At 68.2% G+C, this 26,702-nt stretch carries 22 protein-coding genes; 15 read left to right on the forward strand and 7 right to left on the reverse strand.

Translation table 11 applies throughout. From position 1 onward, the window contains the following. Positions 1-181: 181 nt before the first annotated feature. Entirely contained in the window at positions 182-1,519 is a 1,338-nt protein-coding gene (locus ACZ7EG_RS11135; RefSeq protein WP_471075455.1) for an MATE family efflux transporter, read from the forward strand. Positions 1,520-1,687: 168 nt separating this feature from the next. Here the strand turns inward: ACZ7EG_RS11135 and rplI are convergent, their stop codons facing one another. The 4 genes from rplI to rpsF all read right to left on the reverse strand — a co-directional run bounded on the left by rplI (position 1,688) and on the right by rpsF (position 3,386). Next, the gene (rplI, locus tag ACZ7EG_RS11140; protein WP_062927880.1) at positions 1,688-2,134 is read right to left on the reverse strand and encodes a 50S ribosomal protein L9; all 447 of its coding nucleotides are present in this window, start codon (positions 2,132-2,134) and stop codon (positions 1,688-1,690) included. 18 nt (positions 2,135-2,152) lie between these two features. Continuing rightward, positions 2,153-2,389: a 30S ribosomal protein S18 gene (rpsR, locus tag ACZ7EG_RS11145; protein WP_003949403.1), complete on the reverse strand. Its 237-nt coding sequence runs from the start codon at positions 2,387-2,389 to the stop codon at positions 2,153-2,155. A gap of 44 nt (positions 2,390-2,433) precedes the next feature. Next, positions 2,434-3,024: a single-stranded DNA-binding protein gene (locus ACZ7EG_RS11150; RefSeq protein WP_471075458.1), complete on the reverse strand. Its 591-nt coding sequence runs from the start codon at positions 3,022-3,024 to the stop codon at positions 2,434-2,436. Between the two features lie 71 nt (positions 3,025-3,095). Further along, positions 3,096-3,386, reverse strand: coding sequence for a 30S ribosomal protein S6 (gene rpsF, locus ACZ7EG_RS11155; protein WP_030847098.1), 291 nt, complete (start codon positions 3,384-3,386; stop codon positions 3,096-3,098). A 262-nt stretch (positions 3,387-3,648) separates the two neighbouring features. Between rpsF and ACZ7EG_RS11160 the strand changes: the two genes are divergently transcribed. From ACZ7EG_RS11160 to ACZ7EG_RS11170, 3 genes are all read left to right on the forward strand, one after another. Continuing rightward, complete coding sequence (locus tag ACZ7EG_RS11160; protein ID WP_471075461.1) at positions 3,649-3,954, forward strand: hypothetical protein; 306 nt, start codon at positions 3,649-3,651, stop codon at positions 3,952-3,954. 167 nt (positions 3,955-4,121) lie between these two features. Then, the gene (gene femX, locus ACZ7EG_RS11165; protein ID WP_031137685.1) at positions 4,122-5,243 is read left to right on the forward strand and encodes a peptidoglycan bridge formation glycyltransferase FemX; all 1,122 of its coding nucleotides are present in this window, start codon (positions 4,122-4,124) and stop codon (positions 5,241-5,243) included. An 81-nt stretch (positions 5,244-5,324) separates the two neighbouring features. After that, entirely contained in the window at positions 5,325-6,356 is a 1,032-nt protein-coding gene (locus ACZ7EG_RS11170) for an alanine racemase (protein ID WP_053670130.1), read from the forward strand. Positions 6,357-6,458: 102 nt separating this feature from the next. Here the strand turns inward: ACZ7EG_RS11170 and ACZ7EG_RS11175 are convergent, their stop codons facing one another. Continuing rightward, the gene (locus ACZ7EG_RS11175) at positions 6,459-7,970 is read right to left on the reverse strand and encodes a glycosyltransferase family 87 protein (RefSeq protein ID WP_471075466.1); all 1,512 of its coding nucleotides are present in this window, start codon (positions 7,968-7,970) and stop codon (positions 6,459-6,461) included. Positions 7,971-8,135: 165 nt separating this feature from the next. Next, positions 8,136-10,787, reverse strand: coding sequence for a transglycosylase domain-containing protein (locus tag ACZ7EG_RS11180; RefSeq protein ID WP_471075469.1), 2,652 nt, complete (start codon positions 10,785-10,787; stop codon positions 8,136-8,138). 415 nt (positions 10,788-11,202) lie between these two features. Here ACZ7EG_RS11180 and ACZ7EG_RS11185 point away from each other — a divergent pair, with 415 nt between their 5' ends. The 4 genes from ACZ7EG_RS11185 to ACZ7EG_RS11200 all read left to right on the forward strand — a co-directional run bounded on the left by ACZ7EG_RS11185 (position 11,203) and on the right by ACZ7EG_RS11200 (position 14,999). Continuing rightward, the gene (locus ACZ7EG_RS11185; protein ID WP_402704911.1) at positions 11,203-11,886 is read left to right on the forward strand and encodes a PadR family transcriptional regulator; all 684 of its coding nucleotides are present in this window, start codon (positions 11,203-11,205) and stop codon (positions 11,884-11,886) included. 44 nt (positions 11,887-11,930) lie between these two features. After that, entirely contained in the window at positions 11,931-13,013 is a 1,083-nt protein-coding gene (locus tag ACZ7EG_RS11190) for an inositol-3-phosphate synthase (RefSeq protein WP_471075474.1), read from the forward strand. An 89-nt stretch (positions 13,014-13,102) separates the two neighbouring features. Beyond that, positions 13,103-14,365: an MFS transporter gene (locus ACZ7EG_RS11195; protein WP_471075477.1), complete on the forward strand. Its 1,263-nt coding sequence runs from the start codon at positions 13,103-13,105 to the stop codon at positions 14,363-14,365. Positions 14,366-14,486: 121 nt separating this feature from the next. Further along, positions 14,487-14,999, forward strand: coding sequence for an LppU/SCO3897 family protein (locus ACZ7EG_RS11200; protein ID WP_471075480.1), 513 nt, complete (start codon positions 14,487-14,489; stop codon positions 14,997-14,999). Positions 15,000-15,118: 119 nt separating this feature from the next. Here the strand turns inward: ACZ7EG_RS11200 and ACZ7EG_RS11205 are convergent, their stop codons facing one another. Continuing rightward, positions 15,119-16,564 carry a CCA tRNA nucleotidyltransferase gene (locus tag ACZ7EG_RS11205; protein WP_471075482.1) on the reverse strand — a complete coding sequence of 482 codons (1,446 nt, stop codon included), beginning with the start codon at positions 16,562-16,564 and terminating at the stop codon, positions 15,119-15,121. A 264-nt stretch (positions 16,565-16,828) separates the two neighbouring features. Between ACZ7EG_RS11205 and ACZ7EG_RS11210 the strand changes: the two genes are divergently transcribed. The 7 genes from ACZ7EG_RS11210 (at position 16,829) to trxA (ending at position 26,666) form a co-directional block, all read left to right on the forward strand. Beyond that, positions 16,829-19,234, forward strand: a complete 2,406-nt coding sequence (locus ACZ7EG_RS11210; RefSeq protein ID WP_471075484.1) for a DUF6049 family protein — start codon at positions 16,829-16,831, stop codon at positions 19,232-19,234. Between the two features lie 43 nt (positions 19,235-19,277). Beyond that, positions 19,278-21,572 (forward strand): murein biosynthesis integral membrane protein MurJ, encoded by a 2,295-nt coding sequence (gene murJ / locus ACZ7EG_RS11215; protein WP_471075486.1) that lies wholly within the window; start codon positions 19,278-19,280, stop codon positions 21,570-21,572. 140 nt (positions 21,573-21,712) lie between these two features. Then, positions 21,713-23,428, forward strand: a complete 1,716-nt coding sequence (locus ACZ7EG_RS11220; protein WP_471075489.1) for a protein kinase family protein — start codon at positions 21,713-21,715, stop codon at positions 23,426-23,428. A gap of 24 nt (positions 23,429-23,452) precedes the next feature. Continuing rightward, positions 23,453-24,178 carry an RNA polymerase sigma factor SigM gene (gene sigM / locus ACZ7EG_RS11225; protein WP_471075492.1) on the forward strand — a complete coding sequence of 242 codons (726 nt, stop codon included), beginning with the start codon at positions 23,453-23,455 and terminating at the stop codon, positions 24,176-24,178. Further along, a complete protein-coding gene (locus ACZ7EG_RS11230; RefSeq protein ID WP_471075495.1) occupies positions 24,175-25,143 on the forward strand; it encodes an anti-sigma factor family protein in 969 nt (322 codons plus the stop codon). The genes sigM and ACZ7EG_RS11230 overlap by 4 nt, the downstream gene beginning before the upstream one ends. Before the next feature lie 166 nt (positions 25,144-25,309). Next, positions 25,310-26,278 carry a thioredoxin-disulfide reductase gene (trxB, locus tag ACZ7EG_RS11235; RefSeq protein WP_471075498.1) on the forward strand — a complete coding sequence of 323 codons (969 nt, stop codon included), beginning with the start codon at positions 25,310-25,312 and terminating at the stop codon, positions 26,276-26,278. 55 nt (positions 26,279-26,333) lie between these two features. Next, positions 26,334-26,666, forward strand: a complete 333-nt coding sequence (gene trxA, locus ACZ7EG_RS11240; protein ID WP_030847066.1) for a thioredoxin — start codon at positions 26,334-26,336, stop codon at positions 26,664-26,666. Positions 26,667-26,702 lie beyond the last annotated feature (36 nt).

The following is a 26,702-nucleotide window of genomic DNA, read 5'->3' on the forward strand; positions in this document are numbered from 1 at the left end:
CTCTCAGCAGAGCAAGTGCACTGACCTGCAGCTTTGCCGTCCACGGGCTGTGCAGAAGAAAAACTTTCCCAACCGGCCCAAGATCACCTCGAACAGTGCACAGCAGTGCGCACACCGAGACGAAACGTAAGGGTCTCAAATCCTTTGCATCTCTTACCTGTGGACGATTAGATTGGTGCACATGACACAGGCCCCCGCGCGCCACCCCTCCGGCCGGAGACAGCACGATCGAGAGATCATCGCGCTGGCCGTGCCTGCCTTCGGTGCCCTCGTCGCCGAGCCTCTCTTCCTCATGGCCGACACCGCGATCGTGGGCCATCTGGGCACGGCTCAACTCGCCGGTCTCGGCGTCGCCTCGGCCCTGCTGATAACCGCCGTCAGCGTCTTCGTCTTCCTGGCCTACGCCACAACAGCCGCGGTGGCCCGTCGTGTCGGCGCGGGCGACCTCCAAGCCGCCATCCGACAAGGCATGGACGGCATCTGGCTGGCTCTGCTCCTCGGCGCTGCCGTCGTCGCCGCCGCGCTGCCCACGGCACCCCACCTCGTGGGCCTCTTCGGCGCTTCGGACGCCGCAACTCCCTACGCGATCACGTATCTGCGCATCTCCGTGCTCGGCATACCCGCCATGCTCGTCGTCCTGGCCGCAACGGGCGTCCTGCGCGGGCTGCAGGACACGAGAACCCCGCTCTATGTCGCCATCGCGGGCTTCGTCGCCAACGGTGCCCTCAATGCCGGGCTCGTCTACGGTGCCGATCTGGGGATCGCCGGTTCCGCGTGGGGCACCGTCATCGCTCAGTGCGGCATGGCCGCGGTCTACCTCGTGGTGGTGCTGCGAGGGGCACGCAAGCACGGGGCTTCGCTGCGCCCGGATGCCGCTGGGATCAGGGCCTCCGCCCAAGCCGGTGTCCCCCTGCTGGTGCGCACCCTGTCGCTGCGGGCGGTCCTGATGATCGCCACGGCGGTCGCCGCCCGTCTCGGGGATGCCGACATCGCCGCCCACCAGATCATCCTCTCGCTGTGGAGCCTGCTGGCCTTCGCCCTCGACGCCATCGCCATTGCGGGGCAGGCCATCATCGGGCGCTACCTCGGAGCCGGTGACAGCCAGGGCGCACGGGAAGCATGCCGCCGCATGGTGGAGTGGGGTCTCGCCGTTGGCGTCGTCCTCGGCGTGCTGGTGGTTCTCGCCCGCCCGGCATTCTTGCCCTTGTTCACCAGCGACCCGGCCGTCAAGGACGTGGCGCTGCCCGCCCTGGTCATCGTTGCCCTCTCCCAGCCGATCTCCGGCATCGTCTTCGTCCTGGACGGCGTACTGATGGGCGCCGGTGACGGCCCCTACCTCGCTTGGGCGATGCTGCTCACCCTGGCGGTGTTCACGCCGGCCGCTCTGCTGGTACCGGTACTGGGTGGTGGACTCACAGCCCTCTGGGCCACGATGACGCTGATGATGACTGTGCGGATGCTGACTCTGTGGCTTCGCACCCGTTCGGGCCGATGGATCGTGACGGGCGCGACCCGCTGACCGTTTCACGTGAAACGCTGCCTGTTTCACGTGAAACAGGGAGTGCTCCACAGAACCGGTGTTTCACGTGAAACGTGGAGTCACCCGGCAGGTCGGCGCCTGCAGACACGAATGGGGCCGCACCCCTGAGAGGGTGCGGCCCCATCGCTTACTGCTTCAGCGCGGCACTCAGGCCGCGACGACCTCGATGTTGACCTTGGCGGCAACCTCGGGGTGCAGACGCACGGACGTCTCGTGAGCGCCCAGCGTCTTGATCGGCGAGCCGAGCTCGATGCGGCGCTTGTCGACCTCGGGACCACCGGAGGCCTTGATCGCCGAAGCGATGTCGGCCGGCGTGACGGAACCGAAGAGCCGACCGGCGTCGCCGGAGCGAACGGCCAGACGGACCTTGACGCCCTCGAGCTGGGCCTTCACAGAGTTGGCCTGCTCGATGGTCTGGATCTCGTGGATCTTGCGAGCACGACGGATCTGCTCGACGTCCTTCTCGCCACCCTTGGTCCAGCGGATAGCGAACTTCCGCGGGATCAGGTAGTTGCGAGCGTAACCGTCCTTGACGTCGACGACGTCGCCCGCGGCACCGAGGCCGGAGACCTCGTGGGTGAGGATGATCTTCATGAGTCGGTCACCCTTCCCTTATCGCGCGGTGGAGGTGTAGGGCAGCAGCGCCATCTCACGGCTGTTCTTCACGGCCGTGGCGACGTCACGCTGGTGCTGCGTGCAGTTGCCGGTCACGCGGCGGGCACGGATCTTGCCGCGGTCGGAAATGAACTTCCGCAGCATGTTCGTGTCCTTGTAGTCCACGTACGTGACCTTGTCCTTGCAGAATGCGCAGACCTTCTTCTTCGGCTTGCGCACAGGCGGCTTAGCCATGGTGTTTCTCCTGTGTGATCAAGAAGTGTGAGTGCGAACCCGCCCTAGAAGGGGGGCTCGTCCGAGTAGCCGCCGCCACTGCCGCCGCCGGAGTTTCCACCCCAGCCGCCGCCACCGCCCTGGTTGCCACCGGCGGGAGCGCCGGTCGCCCACGGGTCGTCGGCGGGAGCGCCGCCGCCCTGCTGGCCGCCACCGGGGCCGCCGCCCCAGCCGCCGCCCTGGGCGCCGCCACCGCCGCCGTAGCCACCCTGGCCACCCTGTCCACCACGACCGGTGGTCTTGGTGACCTTGGCCGTGGCGTTGCGCAGGCTGGCGCCGACTTCCTCGACGTCCAGCTCGTAGACCGTGCGCTTGACACCCTCACGGTCCTCGTAGGACCGCTGCTTCAGCCGGCCCTGCACGATGACGCGCATGCCTCGCTGGAGCGACTCGGCGACGTTCTCCGCCGCCTGACGCCAGACCGAGCAGGTCAGGAAGAGGCTCTCGCCGTCCTTCCACTCGTTCGTCTGGCGGTCGAAGGTGCGGGGGGTGGACGCGACGCGGAACTTCGCGACCGCCGCACCGGAGGGGGTGAAGCGCAGCTCGGGGTCGTCGACAAGATTGCCGACAACCGTGATGACGGTCTCGCCTGCCATGGGGGAACCTCTCGGCGGGTTTGCTCTGGCTGCTTGCTACTCGAATCCCGGAATCAGCTGAGCTGGGAAGCTCAGTGGGTCTCGGGGCGGAGGACCTTGGTCCGGAGGACCGACTCGTTCAGGTTCATCTGGCGGTCGAGCTCCTTGACGACCGCAGGCTCGGCCTGCAGGTCGATGACCGAGTAGATGCCCTCGGGCTTCTTCTTGATCTCGTACGCGAGACGACGACGGCCCCAGGTGTCGACCTTCTCGACCTTTCCGCCGCCGTCACGGACGACAGAGAGGAAGTTCTCGATCAGCGGAGAGACAGCGCGCTCCTCGACCTCGGGGTCGAGGATGACCATCACCTCGTAGTGACGCATGTGGAACCCACCTCCTTTGGACTCAGCGGCCACGGTCGTTCCGTGGCAGGAGGGTTGTGATGCGTAGCAACGGTATCGGCCACCACTGACAGTCGGGGTTCTGACGAGAAGCCCTTGCCATGACGTGGGCAGACACCGGTGCGGACGGTACAGAGTACCCGCACAGCGGCTTGCGGTTGAAATCCGGCCGTCAGGGCAGCCAATCTGTACCCATCGGGTGTGTATGGCGCTACGATGCGCCGACTTTCGCAGGAGGTGCCCTATGGCACAGGCATTGCGACCCAACCCCGCCGGCGGCCTCTTCGCCACGGACGGCAAGCCCCATCCCCTCCAGGACGCCCTGCTCGCGGTGACCCTGGTCCTGGGCCTCTTGTCGTTCCTCACGGCGATCATCGAAGAAGACCTGCATGTGCTCAGCTCCTGGGCCGGCCTGGTGGGCATCCTCACGGGTGCGTACGGCCAGTGGATCTCGGAGACGACCCGGGAGCGCTTCGGCCTGATCCTGGGCCTGGGCGCATCGGGGGTCGGGTTCTTCCTGGGCATGGCGCACGGCGGCCTCATCGGCTGACGCCAGGACACCCCTCATCTGAACACCGGATCACGCCCCGGTCGGCCTCGGGCCGGGGCGAAGGTCCCGTACGCCCAACCGGCGCGCTCCCAACGCGCAGTAGGCTTCGCGCGAGAGCCGGAGCCCCTGTACCCATGGGGACACACCAGCCCGAGGAGCGCCCCTAAATGAGCCTGACCCTGAGGACCATCAGTCGCGAGCAGCATCTGGCCTACATCCAGAGCCTGCCGTCGGCGAGCCACATGCAGGTCCCGGCCTGGGCTGACGTCAAGGCGGAGTGGCGCTCCGAGAACCTTGGCTGGTTCGACGACCGCACCGGCGAGATGGTCGGTGCCGGTCTGGTTCTCTACCGGCAGCTTCCCAAGATCAAGCGCTACCTCGCCTACCTGCCCGAGGGCCCGGTCATCAACTGGTTCGCGCCGAATCTGCAGGAGTGGCTCGAACCGATGCTGGCGCACCTGAAGCAGCAGGGCGCGTTCTCCGTGAAGATGGGCCCGCCGGTGATCATCCGGCGCTGGGAGGCGCCCTCGATCAAGCAGGGCATCCAGAACCCGGACGTCAAGCGCCTGCGTGACATCGAAGCCGACCACATCGAGCCGCGCGCCTTCGAGGTGGCCGACAAGCTGCGCCGCATGGGCTGGCAGCAGGGCGAGGACGGCGGCGCCGGCTTCGGTGACGTCCAGCCCCGCTACGTGTACCAGGTGCCGCTGGCGAACCGCTCCCTGGAAGAGGTCCACAAGAACTTCAACCAGCTGTGGCGCCGCAACATCAAGAAGGCCGAGAAGGCCGGCGTCGAGGTCGTCCAGGGCGGCTACCAGGACCTTGAGGAATGGCAGCGGCTGTACGAGATCACGGCCGTGCGCGACCACTTCCGACCGCGCCCGCTGTCGTACTTCCAGCGCATGTGGACGGCCCTCAACACCGAGGACCCCAACCGCATGCGGCTGTACTTCGCCCGGCACAACGGCGTGAACCTGTCGGCCGCGACGATGCTGATCGTCGGCGGGCACGTCTGGTACTCCTATGGCGCCTCCGACAACATCGGCCGAGAGGTCCGGCCCTCGAACGCGATGCAGTGGCGGATGCTGCGCGACGCCTACGCGCTCGGCGCCACCGTCTACGACCTGCGCGGCATCTCCGACTCGCTGGACGAGACCGACCACCTCTTCGGCCTGATCCAGTTCAAGGTGGGTACCGGCGGCCAGGCGGCCGAGTACCTCGGCGAGTGGGACTTCCCCCTGAACAAGCTGCTGCACAAGGCGCTCGACATCTACATGTCGCGCCGCTGATGTCCCGTTCAGTGCTTCTATACCCCTGATACACGGCAACCGCCGATACACGGCACCACGAGAAAGGTTCCAGGTCCGGCCATGGCGCTCACGCTCTACGTCGACACCGCGCGCTGGCGTGCGCACCACAAGCACGTGCAGGAACAGTTCCCGGGCCTCGTACCGGTCTGCAAGGGCAACGGCTACGGCTTCGGGCACGAGCGGCTGGCGGAGGAGGCCACGCGGCTGGGTTCGGACGTCCTGGCCGTCGGCACGACGTACGAGGCCGCCCGCATAAAGGACTGGTTCGGCGGGGACCTGCTGGTGCTGACGCCGTACCGGCGGGGCGAGGAGCCCGTGCCGCTGCCCGACCGGGTCATCCGCTCCGTCTCGTCGATAGACGGTGTCTACGGTCTGGTCGGCGCCCGCGTGGTGATCGAGGTGATGTCCTCGATGAAGCGGCACGGCATCAGCGAGCAGGACCTGGCGCAGCTGCACGCCGCCATCGAGAACGTCCGCTTGGAGGGCTTCGCCATCCACCTCCCGCTGGACCGCACCGACGGCTCGGACGCCGTCGAGGAGGTCATCGGCTGGATGGACCGGCTGCGTGCCGCCCGGCTGCCCCTGCACACCATGTTCGTCAGTCACCTGAAGGCCGAGGACCTCGCCCGGCTCCAGCAGCAGTTCCCGCAGACCCGCTTCCGGGCCCGCATCGGCACGCGGCTGTGGCTGGGGGACCACGACGCCACCGAGTACCGCGGCGCGGTCCTGGACGTCACGCGCGTCGCCAAGGGCGACCGTTTCGGCTACCGGCAGCAGAAGGCGGCCTCCGACGGCTTCCTGGTGGTCGTGGCGGGCGGTACGTCGCACGGGGTGGGTCTGGAGGCCCCCAAGGCCCTGCACGGCGTCATGCCGCGCGCCAAGGGAGTCGCCCGCGCCGGCCTCGCGACGGTGAACCGGAACCTTTCTCCGTTCGTCTGGGGCGGCAAGCAGCGCTGGTTCGCGGAGCCGCCGCACATGCAGGTCTCGATCCTGTTCGTCCCGGCGGACGCGCCCGAGCCGAAGGTCGGCGAAGAGCTGGTGGCCCATTTGCGGCACACCACCACGCAGTTCGACCGGATCGTGGATCGCTGACCGTCGCGGCGCACCGTCCCTCGCAGTTCAGCAGGAAGGCCGTACACGGTTTCCCGTGTACGGCCTTCGTCGTTCCCGGCTACGGCGTCTCGCGCCGTTCGCTCAGAGCGAACTGCCCGTTGGACCCGGCCTGCCCCACTCGACCGGTGTCCCGTCGAACTGGGCGGTCACGTGCCGGCGGGGGCGAGCCGCTGGGCCGAGGACGAAAACGTCCTCGGCGCCGTCGAGGACTCCGCCCGAAGGATCGTCGTCACCGGACCGGCGCACGGGATCCCGCTCCGGCATGAAGATGTCGCGGACGACCATCACACACAGATACAGCGTCCCCAGCAGGTGCAGGCCGATGGCCCAGTGGTAGCCGTCGGTGGGCAGACCCTTGTGAGCGTCTCCGCTGGTCGTGTACGCGAGGTACAGCCAGATCCCCAGGAAGTACGCCACCTCGCAGGCCTGCCAGATCAGGAAGTCCCGCCATTTCGGACGGGCCAGAGCGGCCAGCGGCACCAGCCACAGGACGTACTGCGGCGAGTAGACCTTGTTGGTGAGGATGAAGGCCGCGACGATCAGGAAGGCGAGCTGAGCGAACCGCGGGCGGCGCGGGGCGGTCAGCGCGAGGGCCGCGACGGCCGCACAGCACACCAGCATCAGCAGCGTCGCCAGTGTGTTGACGGTGTCTGTGCTCAGCGGGTCGTCCGAGTTCTGGGCCATGATCAGCCAGAAGGAGCCGAAGTCGACGCCCCTTTCCTGGCTGAACGTGTAGAACTTCGACCAGCCCTCGAATGCGAAGAGCATCACCGGCCCGTTCACGACGACCCAGGCGATGATCGCGCCCCCCAGAGCCGTCCCGAACTCGCGCCACCTGCCCGCGCGCCAGCACAGCACCATCAGTGGCCCGAGGAGCAGGAAGGGATAGAGCTTGGCGGCCGTGGCAAGCCCCAGCAGGACGCCGAAGGCGAGGGAGCGGCCACGTGACCACATCAGCATCGCCGCGGCCGTCAGGGCCACCGCGAGGAGGTCCCAGTTGATGGTCGCCGTCAGTGCGGCGGCGGGCGCCAGAGCGACGAGCAGGCCGTCCCAGGGGCGCCGGGCGTGGGTGCGGGTCACGCAGACGGCGATGACGGACGCACACACCATGAGCATTCCGGCGTTGACCATCCAGTACCACTGCTCCTGGTCCTGGATGGGGCCGCTGCCGGGCGTGAGCCAGGAGGCAACCTCCATGAAGACGCCGGTGAGCACCGGGTACTCCAGGTACTGCATATCGCCGGGAAGCCGGTCGAAGTACGGCACGAGCCCGTCGGCGAAGCCGCGCCCCTGGTACAGGTGCGGGATGTCCGAGTAGCACGCGTGCGTGTACTGGGAGCTGGCGCCGAAGAACCAGGCGCCGTTGTAGCACGGCGCCTTCTGGATAAGGCCGAGGGCGAACATGCCGATCGCCACCAGCGCTATCACCCGCACGGGCGTCCACCAGGACGACCCGAGCAGGGCATGCCGCCCGAGCGGTCCGCCGATCAGCTCGCTGCCGGCCGCGGCGACCTCGTCCTCCTTGGTCGGCCGCACCGGCTCCCGCTCATGGACGCTCGCTTGCGTCGATTCTGCACTGGGCATGCCGCACATCCTGCCGTACGCGCCTGGGAATACGCCGAGGGCCGCCGTCCCCCCGGGGGGCGGCGGCCCTCGTTTCACGTGAAACACCCTCGCGTTTCACGTGAAACACCCTCGCGTTTCACGTGAAACACCCTCGCGTTTCACGTGAAACACCCAAGCCGGGCGATTGGTCGGCTATCCCTCGGGGCCTCCGAAGATTCCTCCATTGCCGTTGCCTCTGCTGTTGCCGCCATCCAGATTCGTATCGGTTGGCGTGGGCTCGGGGGAAACCCCTCCGTCTGTGCCTCCATTGTCGGTGCCGCCGTTCTGCGCGCCACCGTTGTCCTCACATCCGAAGAACCCGCAGGTGTCACTCGGCGACGGCGACGGAGACGGGCTCTCGGTCGGCGTCGGGCTCGGCGACTCGGTCACGGTCTCGCTGGGCTCCACGCTGGGCGTCGGCTTCGGCGTCGGAGCACCCACCTCGTCCTGGATCTCACCGATCTTCTCGGCGGCCGGGAAGCCGAGGTCGGGCTCGCCCTTCAGCGCGGCCTTCATGTACTCGGTCCACACCAGCGTGGGGACGTCTCCACCGTGGATGGACTTCTCACCCGCCGTGCCGTTCATGGAGAGCAGCTTGGCGCTCTTGGGGTCCTCACGGAACATCGCGACCGAGGTCGACAGCTGCTGGGTGTAGCCGACGAACCAGGCCGACTTGTTCTCGTCAGTGGTACCGGTCTTGCCGGCCGCCTTACGGCCCAGGGAGAGGGCTTTCTGGCCCGTACCGTTCTGGATGACGTTCTCGAGAACGTCCGTGACGTTGTTGGCCACCTGCTCGGACATCGCCCGCGTGACCCTCGGCTTCTCGAAGCCCTCGACCTCCTGGCCGTTGGACTTGACGCTGGTCACCGAATACGGGGCGGCCTGCTTGCCCGCCGCGGCGAACGTCGCGTAGGCATCGGCCATACGGATCGCACTGGGAGTCGACGTACCGAGCGCGAACGAAGCGTTGAGACCGGCGAAGCTGCTGTCCAGGATGCCGGACTTCTCGGCCAGGTCGGCCACGTTCTTCATCCCCACGTCCATGCCGAGCTGCACGAACGGTGTGTTCACGGACTGCTCCATCGCCTTGCGCAAGGAGATGTAGCCCCAGGGGTAGTTGCTCTCGTTCTCCTGGAAGAACGGCGTGTTGTCCTTCTTCAGAACGTAGGTTCCGTCGTTGTTCTTGACCTTGAGGTGGTCGTTGCCGTTGTACTTGCTCAGCGGCGAGAGAGGACCCTTTTTCCGGTACGTGCCATGCTCCATCGCGGCGGCGAGCACGAACGGCTTCCACGTCGAACCGACCGGCACACCCGAGGTGTCCGCGTTGTTGTTGAAGTGGCCGTTCTCGTACCCGGCGCCGCCGTAGAGCGCGACGATCGCGCCGTCGTTGGGCTTCACCGACGCCGCACCGAACTGGACGTGCTTGTCCAGCTCCCGGTTCTCCGGGTCGAGCTTCTCCTTCTCGACCTTCTTGACGGCCTTCGCCAGCGCCTCGACCTTGTCCTTGTCGAAGGTCGTCCTGATCTGGTAGCCGCCCAGGTCGAACTGCTTCTCGGAGATGTTCGAGTGGTTCAGGACGTACTTCTTGGCCGTTTCCGCCAGATACCCGATCTGGCCGGTCATGCCCTTGGACGCTTTGCGGGGGTCGGGCATGGGGTACTTCTTGACCGCGTCCTGGTACTGCTTGTCCGTGATCCTCTTGTCGTTGTGCATCTGCTCGAGGATCCAGGCCCAACGTTCCTTGGACCGCTTGGTGTTCTTGCTCTTGCTGGCGTTGGTGTCGATGCCTTCGTTGCCCGCGGGGTCGTAGTACGTCGGACCCTTGAGAAGGGCGGCGAGGAAGGCGCACTCACTCGGGGTGAGGTCCTTCGCCTCCTTGCCGTAGTAGGCCTGGGCTGCGGCCTGGATGCCGTACGCACCACGGCCGTAGTACGAGGTGTTGAGGTACCCCTGGAGGATCTCGTCCTTGGAGAGCTTCGTGCCCACCTTGATCGAGATGAACATCTCCTTGAACTTGCGGCTGATCGTCTGTTCCTGGCTCAGGTAGGTGTTCTTGACGAACTGCTGGGTGATCGTCGAACCACCCTGCGTGTCACCACCCCGGGCCATGTTCGCCAGGGCCCGGGCGATACCCATGGGGTCGACACCGGAGTCGTCGTAGAAGCTCTTGTTCTCGGCCGAGATCACCGCCCACCGCATCTCCCTGGGGATCCGGTCGATCGTGACGTTCTGCCGGTTCTGACCACTGCCCGCCGCGACCATCTGGGTGTTGTCGGACCAGTAGTAGACGTTGTTCTGCGACGACGCCGCAGCGTTCTCCTCGTTGGGGACGCCCACCATGGCGTAGCCGATGCCCGCCACGGCCACCAGGCTGCCGAAGAAGGCGATGCACAGTCCGGAGACAAGCTTCCAGGACGGCATCCAGCGCTGCCAGCCGTACTTGCCGGCTCGCGGATAGTCGATGAGCCGCTTCTTGTCGGGGAAGGCGGCCGCGCGTCCTCTGCCCCGCCCGGACCCGTTCGGCCCAGCAGGGGCGGCACGCCGGCCACCTCGGGTCGGTTCGGCGCCTCTACGGCGGCCGCCGCCCGTACTTCTCTGCGTCGCACGGCGGGCCTCGGCACGGCCGCCGTACTGACGTTCCTCACCCCCGGAGTCGTAGGAGTCCGACCCATAGGAGTCGGACGGAGACCCGGTGGCGCCTCGCGGTGCCGCGCGGCGGCCGGAGGACGAGCCGGACTGGCCGCGTCGGGCCGCGGCACGTCCGCCTCCCTGCGGCTGCGGCGGTTTGCGACGGTGCTCGCTCATCGAACGACTACTCCTCGGGCAGGCGCACCCTTGCGCGCCTGGAAACGGCGGCTGGTTTCCGGTCCCCCCGAAGTACGGATGCGGTCGGCTCCGCATTCATCGGTCCCGCATGCACCCGTACTACACCGAAGACGACGACGCTCTCAGGCGTCCCTCGGTTCCCGGTGATGTGCATGGCGCACAGACTACGCACCGCCAAAACCTGCCGAGCCCAGAAGTTCACCTCAAATCAGGCAACTCGCATCGGATGAATCGGTGATGTGATCCCGTTCACCCACCCCCCTCTTGTCGCATCCGGAAGGCCGTTCTATCGTCGTGATGTATCGACTCGATACATCAGCTCGACACATCAGCTCGACACATCGGCCCGACACATCGGACTGATACACGCGCACAGCGGCGAGAGGAGGCGACGATGAGCCGGCGTTCCGGGATCCTCGAGTTCGCCGTACTCGGCCTGCTCCGCGAATCTCCGATGCACGGCTATGAGCTGCGCAAACGGCTCAACACATCGCTGGGTGTGTTCCGTGCGTTCAGCTACGGGACGCTCTACCCCTGCCTCAAGACGCTGGTCGCCAACGGCTGGTTGATCGAGGAAACGGGCAGCACCACCGAGGACGCCCTCGCCGCCCCCCTCACGGGGCGCCGCGCCAAGATCGTCTACCGGCTGACGGCGGAGGGTAAGGAGCACTTCGAGCAGCTGCTCTCGCAGACCGGGCCCGACGCGTACGAGGACGAAACCTTCGCAGCCCGTTTCGCCTTCTTCGGGCAGACCTCACGCGATGTCCGCATGCGCGTGCTGGAGGGCCGTCGCAGCCGGCTGGAGGAGCGGCTGGAGAAGATGAGCGCTTCCCTGGCCCGGACCCGGGAGCGTCTCGACGACTACACGCTCGAGCTCCAGCGCCACGGGATGGAGTCCGTGGAGCGCGAGGTGCGCTGGCTGAACGAGCTCATCGAGAGCGAGCGGGCGGGGCGGGACCTCAAGGGCCCGGCCACCGGAGAGCCCGCTTCGCGTGACACCACATCTGGAACGTCGGGCGTCCTGCCCCGGCCGGGGGACGACCCCCGGCCGGATACGCCCGACGACACCGCCACGTGAGAGCCCACTCAGGGCCTCACTCGTACACACAGGGAGCAACCGGAATGGGTTCGGTTCGCGTAGCCATCGTCGGTGTGGGCAACTGCGCCGCATCGCTGGTGCAGGGAGTCGAGTACTACAAGGACGCCGACCCGGCGTCCAAGGTGCCGGGCCTGATGCACGTCCAGTTCGGCGAGTACCACGTCCGCGACGTCGAGTTCGTCGCCGCGTTCGACGTGGACGCCAAGAAGGTCGGTCTCGACCTGGCGGACGCCATCGGCGCCTCCGAGAACAACACCATCAAGATCTGCGACGTGCCCAGCACGGGCGTCACGGTGCAGCGCGGCCACACCCTCGACGGTCTCGGCAAGTACTACCGCGAGACCATCGAGGAGTCCGCCGAGGAGCCGGCAGACGTCGTCCAGGTCCTCAAGGACCGGCAGGTCGACGTCCTCGTCTGCTACCTGCCCGTCGGCTCCGAGGACGCGGCGAAGTTCTACGCGCAGTGCGCCATCGACGCCAAGGTCGCCTTCGTCAACGCCCTTCCGGTCTTCATCGCCGGCACAAAGGAGTGGGCTGACAAGTTCACCGAGGCGGGTGTCCCGATCGTCGGCGACGACATCAAGTCCCAGGTGGGCGCCACCATCACGCACCGTGTGATGGCGAAGCTGTTCGAGGACCGGGGTGTCATCCTGGACCGCACGATGCAGCTGAACGTCGGCGGCAACATGGACTTCAAGAACATGCTCGAGCGCGACCGCCTCGAGTCGAAGAAGATCTCCAAGACGCAGGCCGTCACCTCTCAGATCCGCGACCGCGAACTGGGTGAGGGCAACGTTCACATCGGCCCGTCCGACTACGTGGCCTGGCTGGACGACCGCAAGTGGGCCTACGTCCGTCTCGAGGGCCGTGCCTTCGGTGACGTCCCGCTGAACCTGGAGTACAAGCTCGAGGTCTGGGACTCCCCGAACTCCGCCGGCGTCATCATCGACGCCCTGCGCGCCGCGAAGATCGCCAAGGACCGCGGCATCGGCGGTCCGATCCTCTCCGCGTCGAGCTACTTCATGAAGTCCCCGCCCGTGCAGTACTTCGACGACGAGGCCCGTGAGAACGTCGAGAAGTTCATCAATGGTGAGGTCGAGCGCTGACGCGCCACAACCAGTCGCTCCTGCCAGGGCTGTGAGGGTCCCCGGGTCGTACGACCCGGGGACCCTCCCCGTATGTGAGGCTGGGCTCCATGGCCGTCGTCCGTGACCTGCGCGTCCTGTTGCGCTTCCAGGGTTTCCGGCGCCTGCTCGCCGTGCGTCTGCTGTCCCAGGGGGCTGACGGCGTCTACCAGGTGGCGCTCGCCGCGTATGTGGTCTTCTCGCCGGAGAAGCAGACCTCGGCTGCCGGTGTCGCCTCCGCGATGGCGGTGCTGCTGCTTCCGTACTCCCTCGTCGGCCCCTTCGCCGGTGTCCTGCTGGACCGCTGGCGGCGCCGTCAGGTCCTGCTGTACGGGAGCCTGTTGCGCGCTCTGCTGGCCTGTGCCACCGCCGTGCTGATCCTCAGTCCGGCTCCGGACTGGCTCTTCTACGTCTCGGCTCTGTGCGTCACCGCCGTCAACCGCTTCGTCCTGTCAGGCCTGTCCGCCGCGCTGCCGCGTGTGGTCGACGCCGATCGCCTGGTCATCGCCAACTCCCTCTCCCCGACGGCCGGAACGCTGGCGGCGACCGCCGGCGGCGGACTCGCCTTCGTCGTACGCCTGGCGGTGGCGGACTCCGACGCCGCGGTGGTGCTCGTGGGCGCCGGGCTGTATCTGTGCGCGGCCCTGGCCTCGCTGAGCATGGCGCGGGAACTCCTCGGCCCCGACCGGCCCTTGCCTCGCGAACAGATCGGGACGGCCCTCACGGGCACCGCCCGCGATCTGGCGGCAGGCGTACGTCATCTGGCCGCTCCACAGCGCCGGGAGGCCGCCTGGGCGCTCGCGGCGATCTCGCTGATGCGGTTCTGCTACGGCGCCCTGCTGGTCATGTTGCTGATGTTGTGCCGGTACGCCCTCACCTCGACCACGGATGACGGACTGGCCCTGCTGGGGCTGGCGTTGGGCGTCTCCGGGGCGGGGTTCTTCGCGGCGGCCGTGGTGACGCCCTGGACCGCGGGGCAGATCGGGCCGGGCCGCTGGATCGTCGTGTGCGCGGGGGCCGCGGCTTTGCTGGAGCCCGCTCTCGGGCTGCCGTTCGCCACCGCCCCGCTGCTGGCCGCGGCCTTCGTTCTGGGGCTGACCACCCAGGGCGCGAAGATCGCCACCGACACCATCGTCCAGTCCTCGGTGGAGGACGGCTTCCGTGGCCGGATCTTCTCCGTTTACGACGTTCTCTTCAACGTCTTCTTCGTCGGCGCGGCCGCCGTCGCGGCCGTGATGCTGCCGCCGGACGGCCGATCCGCGCCCCTGGTGATCACGATCGCCGTTATCTACGCGACGGTAGCTGTGACTATGGCCCGTTTTGGCCGCCAGTAAGTGTCACATCAATGACACAGAGCCACTTCTGACTACTGCGTTGTCAGTGGGGACCGCTACCTTACGTGGGTCTTATTCGCGACATGTTCGCGTCACTCACCATGTTCAAGGGGGACCCTCAGTGACTACTCCGCCGCCCCAGGGCAATCCGTTCGCACAGAACCAGCCGGCGGCTGCACCCCAGGCTCCGTTCCCGCCCCAGGGCGGTTACCCGCAGCAGCCCGGGCAGCCCGGCTTCCCGCCCCAGGGCGCGGCTCCGTACGCTCCGGTTCCCCCGCAGCCGTCCGGCCGCAAGCTCAGCTTCAAGACGATCAAGAACATCGCCGTCGTCATCGCCGTGGCGACCATCGCCATCGTCGGCTACGTCACGAGCCGGGACGACGCCAACACGGCCGCCGTCGGCGACTGCATGCACCGCGGCAGCACCAGCGACAACAACCCGGACCTCGAAGTCGTGAAGTGCGACGACGCGAAGGCCCAGTACAAGGTGCTGGCCAAGATCGAGGGCTCGTTCCTCACCGAGACCCTGGCTTCGAGCAAGTGCGAGGCCCAAGCCAAGGACTTCCAGTACACGTACACCGAGAGTGGTGACGGCAAGGACTTCCTGCTCTGCCTGAAGGACTACAAGAAGTAGGCAGAGACGACGAGGGGCGGTGTTTCACGTGAAACACCGCCCCTCGGTCCGTCTCCAGCAAGCCGCCTGTCTCCAGAAGGGGTCATGTTTCACGTGAAACATGACCTCGTTCCACAGCCTCAGCTCTCCTGCCCGGCCCACCACTCCTTGAGCGCGGCCACCGCGGCGTCCCGCTCCATCGGCCCGTGCTCCAGACGCAGCTCCAGCATGTGCTGGTACGCACGGCCGATGACCGGACCGGGGCCCACGCCGAGGATCTCCATGATCTGATTGCCGTCGAGGTCGGGACGGATCGAGTCCAGCTCCTCCTGTTCCTGCAGCTTGGCGATCCGCTCCTCCAGCCCGTCGTAGGCCCGCGACAGAGCCGCCGCCTTGCGCTTGTTACGGGTCGTGCAGTCCGAGCGGGTCAGCTTGTGGAGGCGGTCGAGGAGCGGGCCGGCATCACGGACGTAGCGACGGACCGCCGAGTCAGTCCACTCGCCGGTGCCGTAGCCGTGGAAGCGCAGGTGGAGTTCGACCAGCCGTGAGACGTCCTTCACCAGCTCGTTGGAGTACTTCAGAGCCGTCATGCGCTTCTTGGTCATCTTGGCGCCGACCACCTCGTGGTGGTGGAACGAGACCCGGCCGTCCTTCTCGAAGCGACGCGTGCGCGGCTTGCCGATGTCGTGCAGCAGGGCGGCCAGGCGGAGGGTGAGGTCGGGACCGTTCTCCTCCAGCGCCATCGCCTGCTCCAGGACGATCAGCGTGTGGTCGTAGACGTCCTTGTGACGGTGGTGCTCGTCACGCTCCAGCCGCAGGGCCGGCAGCTCGGGCATCACGCGTTCGGCCAGGCCCGTCTCGACGAGCAGTGTCAGGCCCTTGCGCGGCTGCGGGGAGAGGAGCAGCTTGTTCAGCTCGTCCCGCACCCGCTCGGCCGAGACGATCTCGATACGCCCGGCCATCTCCGTCATCGCGGTGACGACCTCAGGGGCGACCTCGAAATCGAGCTGGGCTGCAAAGCGCGCGGCCCTCATCATCCGCAGCGGGTCGTCCGAGAAGGACTCCTCCGGGGTGCCGGGGGTGCGCAACACGCGCGCCGCGAGGTCCTCCAGCCCGCCGTGCGGGTCGACGAACTCCTTCTCCGGCAGCGCCACCGCCATCGCGTTCACCGTGAAGTCGCGGCGGACGAGATCCTCCTCGATGGAGTCCCCGTACGACACCTCGGGCTTGCGCGAGGTGCGGTCGTAGGCCTCGGAGCGGTAGGTGGTCACCTCGATCTGGTAGCCGCCCTTGTGGGCACCCACCGTGCCGAAGGCGATCCCGACCTCCCACACGGCGTCCGCCCAGGGACGAACGATCTTGAGGACGTCCTCCGGGCGCGCGTCAGTCGTGAAATCCAGGTCGTTGCCGAGCCGGCCCAGCAGCGCGTCCCGTACCGACCCGCCGACCAGGGCGAGTGAGAACCCGGCCTCATGGAAGCGGTGGGCGAGGTCGTCGGCGACAGGGGCGACCCGCAGCAGCTCACTCACCGCACGGTGCTGCACCTGGCTCAGGGCACTGGACGTTTCTTCGTTGGCGTTCGGCACAACAGAAGAGGGTACGTGGCTCGGGCCACCGTGAGCTCCTCCTATTCCTCGTGCGCAGCCATGGGGACCCGCCCGCTTTACGCGCACAAGTGGAACTTTTGGTCCGTAAAGAAGCGTCCTCCTCTTCAGCCCTGTACCGGACTGTGTGGTGCCCATACGCGATCTTGTGGAGCGGACCGCGGCACTTCCCCTCAGCGGGCATCGTTACCATGCGTGGACGCACATTCCGACGACCACTGACGACGACGAGGGACGGACGAGCGCGTGGCCGAGGCGGCAGACTTCCAGGGGGCCAGTGCCTCACCTGCCCGCCGCTGGCTGCGGCGCACCGGGGCACTGCTCGCCGGCGCGCCGCTGCTGGCCGGACTCCTCCAGCTGCCCGCCGCGACGACGGCGGAAGCGGCCGGGCAGGAGTCCTCGCAGACTGCCGCCGGCACCGGCTCGGTGTCGGTCGCGGTCAATTCACTCAGCCCCAGTGCCCCCTCCGAGGGGGACACGGTGACCGTGTCGGGGACGGTCACCAACAACGGCAAGCAGACGGTGACCGGCGCCCACGTCGACCTGCGGGTGGGGCCGCCGCTCGGCACCCGTGCGGCGATCGACACCCTGGCCAAGAAGAGCGACGACCTCCAGGGGCCCTCCGGCGAAAAGGTCGGCGGCAAGTCCACCGAGAAGTTCTCCGCGCTCACCCCCGGCGTCGCGGAGCCCTTCAGCATCTCCGTGCCGGCCGACAAGCTGGACCTCGGCCGGGACGGCGTCTACCAGCTGGCCGTCACGCTCTCCGGGGAGACCGCGGCACAGCCCTGGGACCAGGTTCTCGGCGTCCAGCGCACGTTCCTGCCGTGGCAGCCGGAAGAGGCCGGCACCAGGACGAAGACCACGTTCCTGTGGCCCCTCGTCTCCGGCGCCCACATGGCGGCCGAGACGGGATCGAACGAACAGCAGACCCCGGTCTTCCGTGACGACGAGCTCGCTGAGGAGATCGCCCCGGGCGGCCGCCTCGACCAGATGGTGTCGCTGGGCAAGGGCCTCGACGTCACCTGGGTGATCGACCCGGACCTGCTGGCGTCCGTGGACGCGATGACGCGGAGCTACGAGGTCCGCGACGCGGACGGCACCACTACCCCTGGCAAGAACCAGGAGCTCGCCAAGCACTGGCTGGCCGAGCTCCAGCAGGCGGTGACGGGCGAGGAGATCGCCGCCCTGCCGTTCGGCGACCCGGACCTGGCCTCCCTCGCCCACAACGGCACGAACGTCACCGGCTCACTGAACCACCTCAAGGAGGCCACCGACGTCGCCGACGACACGGTGAACACGATCCTCCACGTGAAACCGTCCACGGACTTCGTGTGGCCGGTGGACGGCGCCATCGACCCGTCGATCGTGAAGGTCGCCACATCCGCGGGAGCCGACAAGGTGATCACCCGCAGCGACAGTCTCCAGGACAACCTGTCGTACACGCCCTCCGCCGCCCGGCCGATCGGCGGCGGCACCACGGCCGTCGTCGCGGACTCCCGGATGTCCGCGGCGTTCCAGGGCGATCTGACCAAGGCCTCCGCCTCCACGCTCGCCGTACAGCGTTTTCTGGCCCAGAGCCTGACGCTCGGCCTGCAGACCGGCAAGCAGCGCAGCGTGGTCGTCGCCCCGCAGCGCATGCCGTCCGTGAGCCAGGCACAGGCCATGGCCGAGGCGCTGGGGGCCCTCCAGGTCGGGAACTGGTCCGAGTCGCAGGACCTCACGGCCGCCGCCAAGGCCAAGCCGGACCCGTCCGCCAACACGAAGGTGCCGTCGGCGTCCGCGTACCCCTCCTCGTTGCGCAAGCAGGAGCTGCCGCGGGCCGCCTTCGAGCAGATCGCCGAGACGCAGGGCAAGCTCGACAAGTTCCAGGTGATCCTCACCCGCCAGTCCCGGGTGGTGACCCCGTTCGGGCGGGCCATGAACCGCGAGATGTCCACGTCGTGGCGCGGCCGGGGCGTAGCGGCGGGGGGGTACCGCGACGGCATCGAGTCGTACCTCAACGGACTCATCGACGGGGTCAAGCTGATCCAGAAGTCGGAGACCAAGCTCTCCGGCCGCAGCGCCACGATCCCCGTGACCGTCCAGAACAACCTGGTGCAGGGCGTCGAGCACCTGGAGCTGCGGCTCACGTCGAAGAACCCCACGCGGCTCAAGATCGGCGGCGACGCCTACGAGGAGCAGCGCGTCGCCGTCAACGGCGGCCACGCCCAGTCGGTGAAGTTCACCACGTCGGCCAACGCCAACGGCCGGGCGGAAGTCGTCGCCCAGCTGTACACGGAGGACGGCCAGAAGTACGGCGCCCCGGTCACCTTCGACGTTCGGGTCACCGAGGTCACGCCCACCGTGATGCTGGTCATCGGCGGTGGTGTCCTGCTCCTGGTCCTCGCGGGCTTCCGGATGTACACCCAGCGCAAGCGTGCCGCCGCACGTGAGGCCGCCGAGGAAGAGACCACGGAGGCGGACGACGAGGTCGACGAGCCGCAGAGCCGGGCCGACGCTTCGCGGAACCCGGAGACCTCCGGCGCTCGTCTCGAGGAGGAGTCCGGAGCCGGCTCGCGGGCGGACACCCCCGAGCAGCCGAGTGACCCGGCCCCGGACACCGCAGCGGAAAGCGCCGACCCGTCCGGCACGGGTGAGAGAGTGGACCGTTGAGAAATCGTGGCCGGTGGGCCCGGGACGATGAGGTGGGGTAACCATGAACGCGCCGTACGACGGTGACCGCGGCCGTGCCGCGGGCAGCTCGGGCTACCCCGATGCGGGCGGGCCCGAGGGCTCACCGCCCGAGCACGGCCAGGTGCCGCCGCAGCCGCCCACGGACATCTACCTCCAGGACGCCTACGGCCAGGACCCCTACCACGCGCAGGACCTCGCCGCGCAGGACCCGGTCGGCGAGGCGCTCTACGACCGTTCCGCGCACCCGCCGCCCGCTCCCGGCACCTACCAGCCGCAGCAGCAGCTGTACGGGCCGCCCGCGCAGTCGCCGTACGCTCCCGACCCGCAGGTGTGGGCGCAGACGCCCGCCCCGGAGCCGGAGGGCCCGACGCGGCATCTGCCGTACGGCGACGACCCCCGCACCACCCAGTTCGTGGGCGTGGACGACCTCGTCTCCCAGGCGGGCGAGCCGCGCCAGGAACCGGACGCGTTCGCGCATCTCTTCCGGGACCAGCAGCAGAGCAGCGGTCACCCGTCCTACGAGTCGCCGTCCGTCCCCGGCCCGTCCCCGGCACCGGGGCAGACGGCACAGGGCCCCTACGCGCCGCAGGGCGCGTACGCGGCCGCCGACCAGACCGTGGCGGTACCGCCCCTCGTGGACGAGACGCAGGAACCTGAGCCCGATACCTCGCCCGCTCCGAAGAAGAGCGGCCGCGCGGCGGGCCTGATGAAGTCCAGCGCCGTGATGGCCGCGGGCACGATGGTCTCCCGCCTCACGGGCTTCATCCGCTCCGCGCTGATCGTGTCGGCGCTGGGCGTCGGCCTCCTCGGTGACACCTTCCAGGTCGCCTACCAGCTGCCGACGATGATCTACATCCTCACCGTCGGCGGTGGTCTCAACTCCGTCTTCGTGCCGCAGCTCGTGCGTGCCATGAAGGAGGACGACGACGGCGGCGAAGCGTACGCCAACCGCCTGCTCACCCTGGTCATCGTGACGCTCGGCGCACTCACGGCGCTCTCGGTCATCGGCGCGCCGCTCCTGATCCGCGTGCTGTCCGACCCGGTCGCCAGCGACCCGGCGGCGAACCGGGTGGCCGTCACCTTCGCCCAGTACTTCCTGCCCACGATCTTCTTCATGGGCATCCACGTGGTGATGGGCCAGATCCTCAACGCCCGCGGCAAGTTCGGCGCGATGATGTGGACGCCGGTCCTGAACAACATCGTCATCATCGTGACGCTGGGCATGTTCATCTACGTCTACGGCACCGCGGCCGACTCCGGGATGAAGACCGCGAACATCCCGCCGGAGGGCCAGCGCCTGCTCGGCATCGGCGTGCTGCTCGGTCTCGTGGTCCAGGCGCTCGCGATGATCCCCTACCTGCGCGAGACCGGCTTCCGGCTGCGGCTGCGCTTCGACTGGAAGGGCCAGGGCCTCGGCAAGGCCGTCACGCTCGCCAAGTGGACGGTGCTGTTCGTCCTCGCGAACCAGGCCGGCGCCATGATCGTCATCCAGCTGTCCACCGCGGCGGGCAAGGCCTCGCCGGTCGACGGCACCGGCTTCGCCGCCTACGCCAACGCACAACTGATCTGGGGCCTGCCGCAGGCCATCATCACGGTCTCCCTCATGGCCGCCCTGCTGCCGCGCCTGTCGCGCTCGGCGGCGGAGGGCGACGGGGGAGCCGTCCGCGACGACATCTCCCAGGGCCTGCGCACCACGGCGGTCGCGATCGTGCCGATCGCGTTCGGATTCCTCTCCCTCGGCATCCCGATGTGCACGCTGATGTTCGGCTCCTCGGGCACCAGCGAGGCCACCAACATGGGCTTCATGCTGATGGCGTTCGGCCTCGGCCTGATCCCGTACTCCGTGCAGTACGTGGTCCTGCGTGCCTTCTACGCCTACGAGGACACCCGAACTCCCTTCTACAACACGGTCATCGTGGCCGCGGTCAACGCCGGCGCCTCGGCGATCTGCTTCTTCGTCATCCCGTCCCGCTGGGCCGTGGTCGGCATGGCCGCCTCGTACGGCCTGGCCTACGCGATCGGCGTCGGCGTCGCCTGGCAACGGCTGCGCAAGCGCCTGGGCGGGGACCTCGACGGCGCCCGGGTCCTGCGGACTTACGCCCGGCTGTGCATCGCGTCCGTCCCGGCCGCCCTGCTCAGCGGCGCGGCCTGCTACGGCATCGGCCACGCGCTCGGCCAAGGCCCCGGCGGCTCGCTCGTCGCGGTCCTGGCAGGCGGCGCCGTGCTGCTCGGGATCTTCTTCGTCGCCGCCCGCCGCATGCGGATCGAGGAGCTCAACTCCCTGGTCGGCATGGTCCGCGGACGCCTGGGACGCTGAGTCGGGGGGTAGGCGCACAACCATCGTCAGCCACCGCGTGTCGTGCATAGCGGCGGACTGTGGGCACAATTGGTTTCGGTGTCGCTCGGCGCGCATGGGACGCCGGCCGGCGCGTAATGGATGGGGAGGCAGGAACGACGGTGGCGGAACGGAGTACGGCTGCCGTCGACGTGGCAGACAACAGCGACGAGGCGTCGCTGACCGCACAGGCGGACCAGTCCACGGCCGACGGGGTGGCCAAGAACCGGGAGCGGGACACGGACAGCGACGAGGTACAGGAGAGCACCAGGTCCGACGGTGCCGGAACGACCTCGCCTCCCGAACTGCACAGTGGTCACAAGCTCGCCAGACGCTACCGCCTCGAGGAGTGCGTCACCCGTCTGGACGGTTTCAGCAGTTGGCGGGCCGTGGACGAGAAGCTCCGCCGTGCCGTCGGCGTGCACATCCTGCCCGCGGACCACTCGCGGGCCCGCTCCGTCCTGGCGGCCGCCCGCTCCTCCGCCCTCCTGGGTGACCCGCGTTTCGTCCAGGTGCTGGACGCGGTGGAGGAGAACGACGTCGTCTACGTCGTCCACGAGTGGCTCCCCGACGCTACGGAACTGACCACGCTCCTCGCCTCCGGTCCCCTGGAGCCCTACGACGCCTACCAGATGGTCAGTCAGGTCTCCTCCGCCATGGCGGCCGCCCACCGCGAGGGCCTTGCCCATCTGCGACTGAATCCCAACGCCGTGTTGCGCGCCTCGACCGGCCAGTGGCGCATCCGCGGCCTCGCGGTCAACGCCGCCCTGCGCGGCGTCTCCTCCGACACCCCGCAGCGCACAGACACCGAGGCCATCGGCGCCCTGCTGTACGCGGCGCTCACTCAGCGCTGGCCGTACGAGAGCGACGCCTACGGTTTGTCGGGCCTGCCGAAGGACATCGGCCTGATCGCGCCCGACCAGGTGCGGGCCGGTGTGCACCGCGGTCTGTCCGAGCTCTCCATGCGCGCGCTCGTCAACGACGGCGCCACCGCGTCCCGGCACGAATCGCCGTGCACCACTCCGGAGGAGCTGGTGAAGGCGATCGGCGAGATGCCCCGCATCCGCCCGCCGGAGCCGGCGTTCACCGCCCCGCCCGAGTACCAGCGCACGACGTACCAACAGGGCACCTACGGCCGTCAGGCCCCGCACGCCGGTGCCACCCCGATCGCGACCCCACCGCCCCCGCTCCAGAGCCGCACGGGCAAGGCCCTGAAGTGGGCCGTCTCCGCACTCCTGATCGCAGCGCTGGGCCTCGGCAGCTGGCAGCTGGCAGACGCGCTGATGGACCAGGGCGGCAAGAACGACGAGCCGACCAAGACGCAGAACCACGAGGGCGGCGACAAGAACAAGAACGCAGCGCCCTCGAGGCCGATCCCCATCAAGGGCGCCGAGGAGTACGTCGCCAAGGGTGACGCCCAGCACCCCGCCGATGTGGGCGAGACCTATGACGGCAACCCCTCCACGGGCTGGCGGACCAGCAGCTACCTGGACGGTCCCGAAATCGTGATAAAGCCGGGTGTCGGCATCGTCTACGACCTCGGATCCGAGCAGAAGGTCTCAGCCGCGACCCTGTCGCTGCGGTACGGCAACGACCACACCACGGCCGAGCTGTACGCGACGGATTCCCTGGGCTCGTCGACGCCGCTGAGCTCCATGCGGAAGCTCGGCACAGCGACGACAAGCGGCACATCCCTCAAAGTGAGCGTCGACAAGCCTGTGAAGAGCCGGTACGTCCTCGTGTGGCTTACTGCCCTGCCGTACTCGGGCGACGACCCGGCCAACTACAGCAACAAGGGATACAAGCAGGCCATCACCGAAGTGAAGTTCACTGGCTGAGCGCCGACCGAGGGAGGGGGTCCGATGGCAGACAGCACCGAGCACAGCGGTGCCAGTGATCAGGATCTCCTCGCACGGCACGTCGAAGGCGACCCCGATGCCTTCGGCGAGATCGTGCGGCGGCATCGCGACCGGCTCTGGGCCGTGGCCCTGCGGACGCTCGGTGACCGCGAGGAGGCCGCTGACGCCGTGCAGGACGCCCTCGTGTCCGCCTACCGGGCCGCCCACACCTTCCGGGGCCAGTCGGCCGTCACGACCTGGCTGCACAGGATCACGGTGAACGCCTGCCTGGACCGCGCCCGCAAAGCGGCCTCCCGGAAGACCTCCCCCGTGGACGACACCGAGCGCCTGGAGCAGCTGCTGGAGCCGCACGAGTCGGCCTCGGCCCCCGCCGAGCGCAACGATCTCCACCGGCAGCTCATCGAAGCCCTGGGGACCCTGCCGGCCGACCAGCGTGCCGCGCTCGTCCTGGTGGACATGCAGGGCTACCCGGTCGCGGAGGCGGCCCGGGTTCTGGATGTGCCCACCGGCACGGTGAAGAGCAGATGTGCGCGTGGAAGGGCCAGACTTCTGCCGCTGCTCACCCATCTGCGGCCGGACAGCGGCGGTGAGGGCAAGAACCCGGGCGGAGAACGGAACCGGACGCAGGAGCCAGCCGTCCCACCCGCAGCGGGCCCGCGCACGGCGGGATCCCCGGACACAGGACCGACCGACTCAGCTGCCGTGAAGGGCGGAGGTGGACGAGCGTGACGTCGACGACAGACATGGCCGGGCACCCGGACGTCGCGGAGATCTCCGACCTCGCCGAGGGGCTTCTCCCACCGGCCCGAACCACCGATCTTCGCGGGCACCTCGACGAGTGCGAGCTCTGCGCGGACGTCTACGCCTCCCTGGAGGAGATTCGCGGACTGCTCGGCACGCTGCCGGGTCCGCCGCGTATGCCCGCCGATGTCGCGGGCCGCATTGACGCCGCTCTCGCCGCCGAGGCCCTGCTGAACGCCAACGGTCCGGAGTCCGCGGAGAGCCCCGACCCGATGAGTGCTCCCCGTTCCGGCGCTGCCGCTTCCCCCTCCGGGGACGACAGCACTGCCGGTTCCCCCTCCAGGGACGACAGCGGTGCGCATGTTTCACGTGAAACGCCGACGCCCGCCGACCGGCCTGCCGGCCGCCCGCGCTCCTCCACCACCGGTCCGGGCCGCAAGGGCCGCACACGCATGGGACGCCGCAGGGTCGCCGTCCTGGGAACCGTCTTCACCGTGGCCGCCCTGGGACTGGGCTCCGTCCTGCTGTCATCCCTCGGCGACAACAAGCCCTCTCATGAGACGGCAGGCGGACGGCAGACCACCGCGGCGGACACCTTCTCCGAAGGAAAGCTGCAGAAGCAGGTCACCGATCTCCTGGCCCAGGACAAGACCAAGGGTGGCGGCTCCCGCACCCCCTTCGGCGCGGCGACGGCCCCCGGCACCAATCAGCCCAAGGTCTTCAAGGAACCCGTGGTGCCCGGCTGCGTCCGCGACGGCATCGGGCGGGACGATCCGGCACTGGCCACCGAGAACGGCGTCTACCAGGGGCAGAAGGCCATGCTCGTGCTGCTTCCCGACGCTTCCGACGCCACTCGGGTCACCGCCTACATCGTCGACGCGACGTGTGTGGATCACGCGGCGTCCACTGCCACCGGCGAAGTGCTCTTGGAGCGCACCTACCCCTCCGTCTGAGCGAGCGCTCGTCTTCTCTCCCCTCGGGGTCACCGCTTGGTGCCGTATCTCCGTGTGCCCGGACACAGTGGGAATGCGCGCCCCTTAGGATCCGTTGGGTGGGTGAGAGGTCCTAGAGACGCTCCCACCGGTCGAACGACGCAGTCCAGAGACGAGGAATCAAGCCGTGAGCGACGTCCGTAACGTGATCATCATCGGCTCCGGGCCCGCCGGCTACACGGCGGCGCTCTACACCGCGCGCGCGTCGCTGAAGCCCCTGGTGTTCGAGGGCGCTGTCACCGCTGGTGGTGCGCTCATGAACACCACCGACGTCGAGAACTTCCCGGGCTTCCAGGACGGCATCATGGGCCCCGAGCTCATGGACAACATGCGCGCCCAGTCGGAGCGCTTCGGAGCCGAACTCGTCCCGGACGACATCGTGGCCGTCGACCTGAGCGGTGAGATCAAGACCGTCACGGACACGGCGGGCACCGTGCACCGGGCGAAGGCCGTCATCGTCGCCACCGGCTCGCAGCACCGCAAGCTCGGCCTGCCGAACGAGGACGCCCTCTCCGGCCGTGGCGTGTCCTGGTGCGCCACCTGTGACGGGTTCTTCTTCAAGGACCAGGACATCGCTGTGATCGGTGGCGGTGACACCGCGATGGAGGAGGCGACCTTCCTCTCGCGGTTCGCCAAGTCCGTGACCATCGTCCACCGTCGTGACACCCTGCGCGCCTCCAAGGCCATGCAGGAGCGCGCCTTCGCCGACCAGAAGATCTCCTTCGTCTGGGACAGCGAGGTCGCCGAGATCCAGGGCGACCCGAAGCTCTCGGGTCTGAAGCTGCGGAACCTCAAGACCGGTGAGCTCTCGGACCTGCCCGTCACCGGACTGTTCATCGCCATCGGCCACGACCCGCGCACCGAACTCTTCAAGGGTCAGCTCGACCTGGACGAAGAGGGGTACCTGAAGGTGCAGGCACCGTCGACACACACGAACCTGACCGGTGTCTTCGGTGCCGGTGACGTGGTCGACCACACTTACCGTCAGGCGATCACCGCGGCCGGGACCGGCTGCTCCGCAGCTCTTGACGCCGAGCGTTACCTCGCCGCCCTGGCGGACGAGGAGCAGCCCGAGCCCGAGAAGACCTCTGTCTGACCTCTGTCTGACCTCCCCCTACCCGCCCCACGCACCAACAGTTAAGGAGCCCGCCGTGGCCGGCACCCTGAAGAACGTGACCGACGACTCCTTCGAGCAGGACGTCCTCAAGAGCGACAAGCCTGTTCTGGTGGACTTCTGGGCCGCCTGGTGCGGTCCGTGCCGCCAGATCGCCCCCTCCCTCGAGGCGATCGCCTCCGAGTACGGCGACAAGATCGAGATCGTCAAGCTGAACATCGACGAGAACCCGGGTACGGCCGCCAAGTACGGCGTCATGTCCATCCCGACCCTGAACGTCTACCAGGGTGGCGAGGTCGCCAAGACCATCGTGGGCGCGAAGCCGAAGGCCGCGATCGTTCGCGACCTCGAGGAGTTCATCGCCGAGTGACTCGGCTGAGCCGTCGCACCGACGGAGCATGTTTCA

The sequence above is a fragment of the Streptomyces sp. NPDC037100 genome, from assembly GCF_055606225.1.

Excerpts from the sequence above, each read along its gene's own strand:
- ACZ7EG_RS11135 (WP_471075455.1), top strand. The coding sequence starts at position 182 with ATGACACAGGCCCCCGCGCGCCACCCCTCCGGCCGGAGACAGCACGAT.
- rplI (WP_062927880.1), bottom strand. The coding sequence starts at position 2,134 with ATGAAGATCATCCTCACCCACGAGGTCTCCGGCCTCGGTGCCGCGGGC.
- rpsR (WP_003949403.1), bottom strand. The coding sequence starts at position 2,389 with ATGGCTAAGCCGCCTGTGCGCAAGCCGAAGAAGAAGGTCTGCGCATTC.
- ACZ7EG_RS11150 (WP_471075458.1), bottom strand. The coding sequence starts at position 3,024 with ATGGCAGGCGAGACCGTCATCACGGTTGTCGGCAATCTTGTCGACGAC.
- rpsF (WP_030847098.1), bottom strand. The coding sequence starts at position 3,386 with ATGCGTCACTACGAGGTGATGGTCATCCTCGACCCCGAGGTCGAGGAG.
- ACZ7EG_RS11160 (WP_471075461.1), top strand. The coding sequence starts at position 3,649 with ATGGCACAGGCATTGCGACCCAACCCCGCCGGCGGCCTCTTCGCCACG.
- femX (WP_031137685.1), top strand. The coding sequence starts at position 4,122 with ATGAGCCTGACCCTGAGGACCATCAGTCGCGAGCAGCATCTGGCCTAC.
- ACZ7EG_RS11170 (WP_053670130.1), top strand. The coding sequence starts at position 5,325 with ATGGCGCTCACGCTCTACGTCGACACCGCGCGCTGGCGTGCGCACCAC.
- ACZ7EG_RS11175 (WP_471075466.1), bottom strand. The coding sequence starts at position 7,970 with ATGTGCGGCATGCCCAGTGCAGAATCGACGCAAGCGAGCGTCCATGAG.
- ACZ7EG_RS11180 (WP_471075469.1), bottom strand. The coding sequence starts at position 10,787 with ATGAGCGAGCACCGTCGCAAACCGCCGCAGCCGCAGGGAGGCGGACGT.
- ACZ7EG_RS11185 (WP_402704911.1), top strand. The coding sequence starts at position 11,203 with ATGAGCCGGCGTTCCGGGATCCTCGAGTTCGCCGTACTCGGCCTGCTC.
- ACZ7EG_RS11190 (WP_471075474.1), top strand. The coding sequence starts at position 11,931 with ATGGGTTCGGTTCGCGTAGCCATCGTCGGTGTGGGCAACTGCGCCGCA.
- ACZ7EG_RS11195 (WP_471075477.1), top strand. The coding sequence starts at position 13,103 with ATGGCCGTCGTCCGTGACCTGCGCGTCCTGTTGCGCTTCCAGGGTTTC.
- murJ (WP_471075486.1), top strand. The coding sequence starts at position 19,278 with ATGAACGCGCCGTACGACGGTGACCGCGGCCGTGCCGCGGGCAGCTCG.
- sigM (WP_471075492.1), top strand. The coding sequence starts at position 23,453 with ATGGCAGACAGCACCGAGCACAGCGGTGCCAGTGATCAGGATCTCCTC.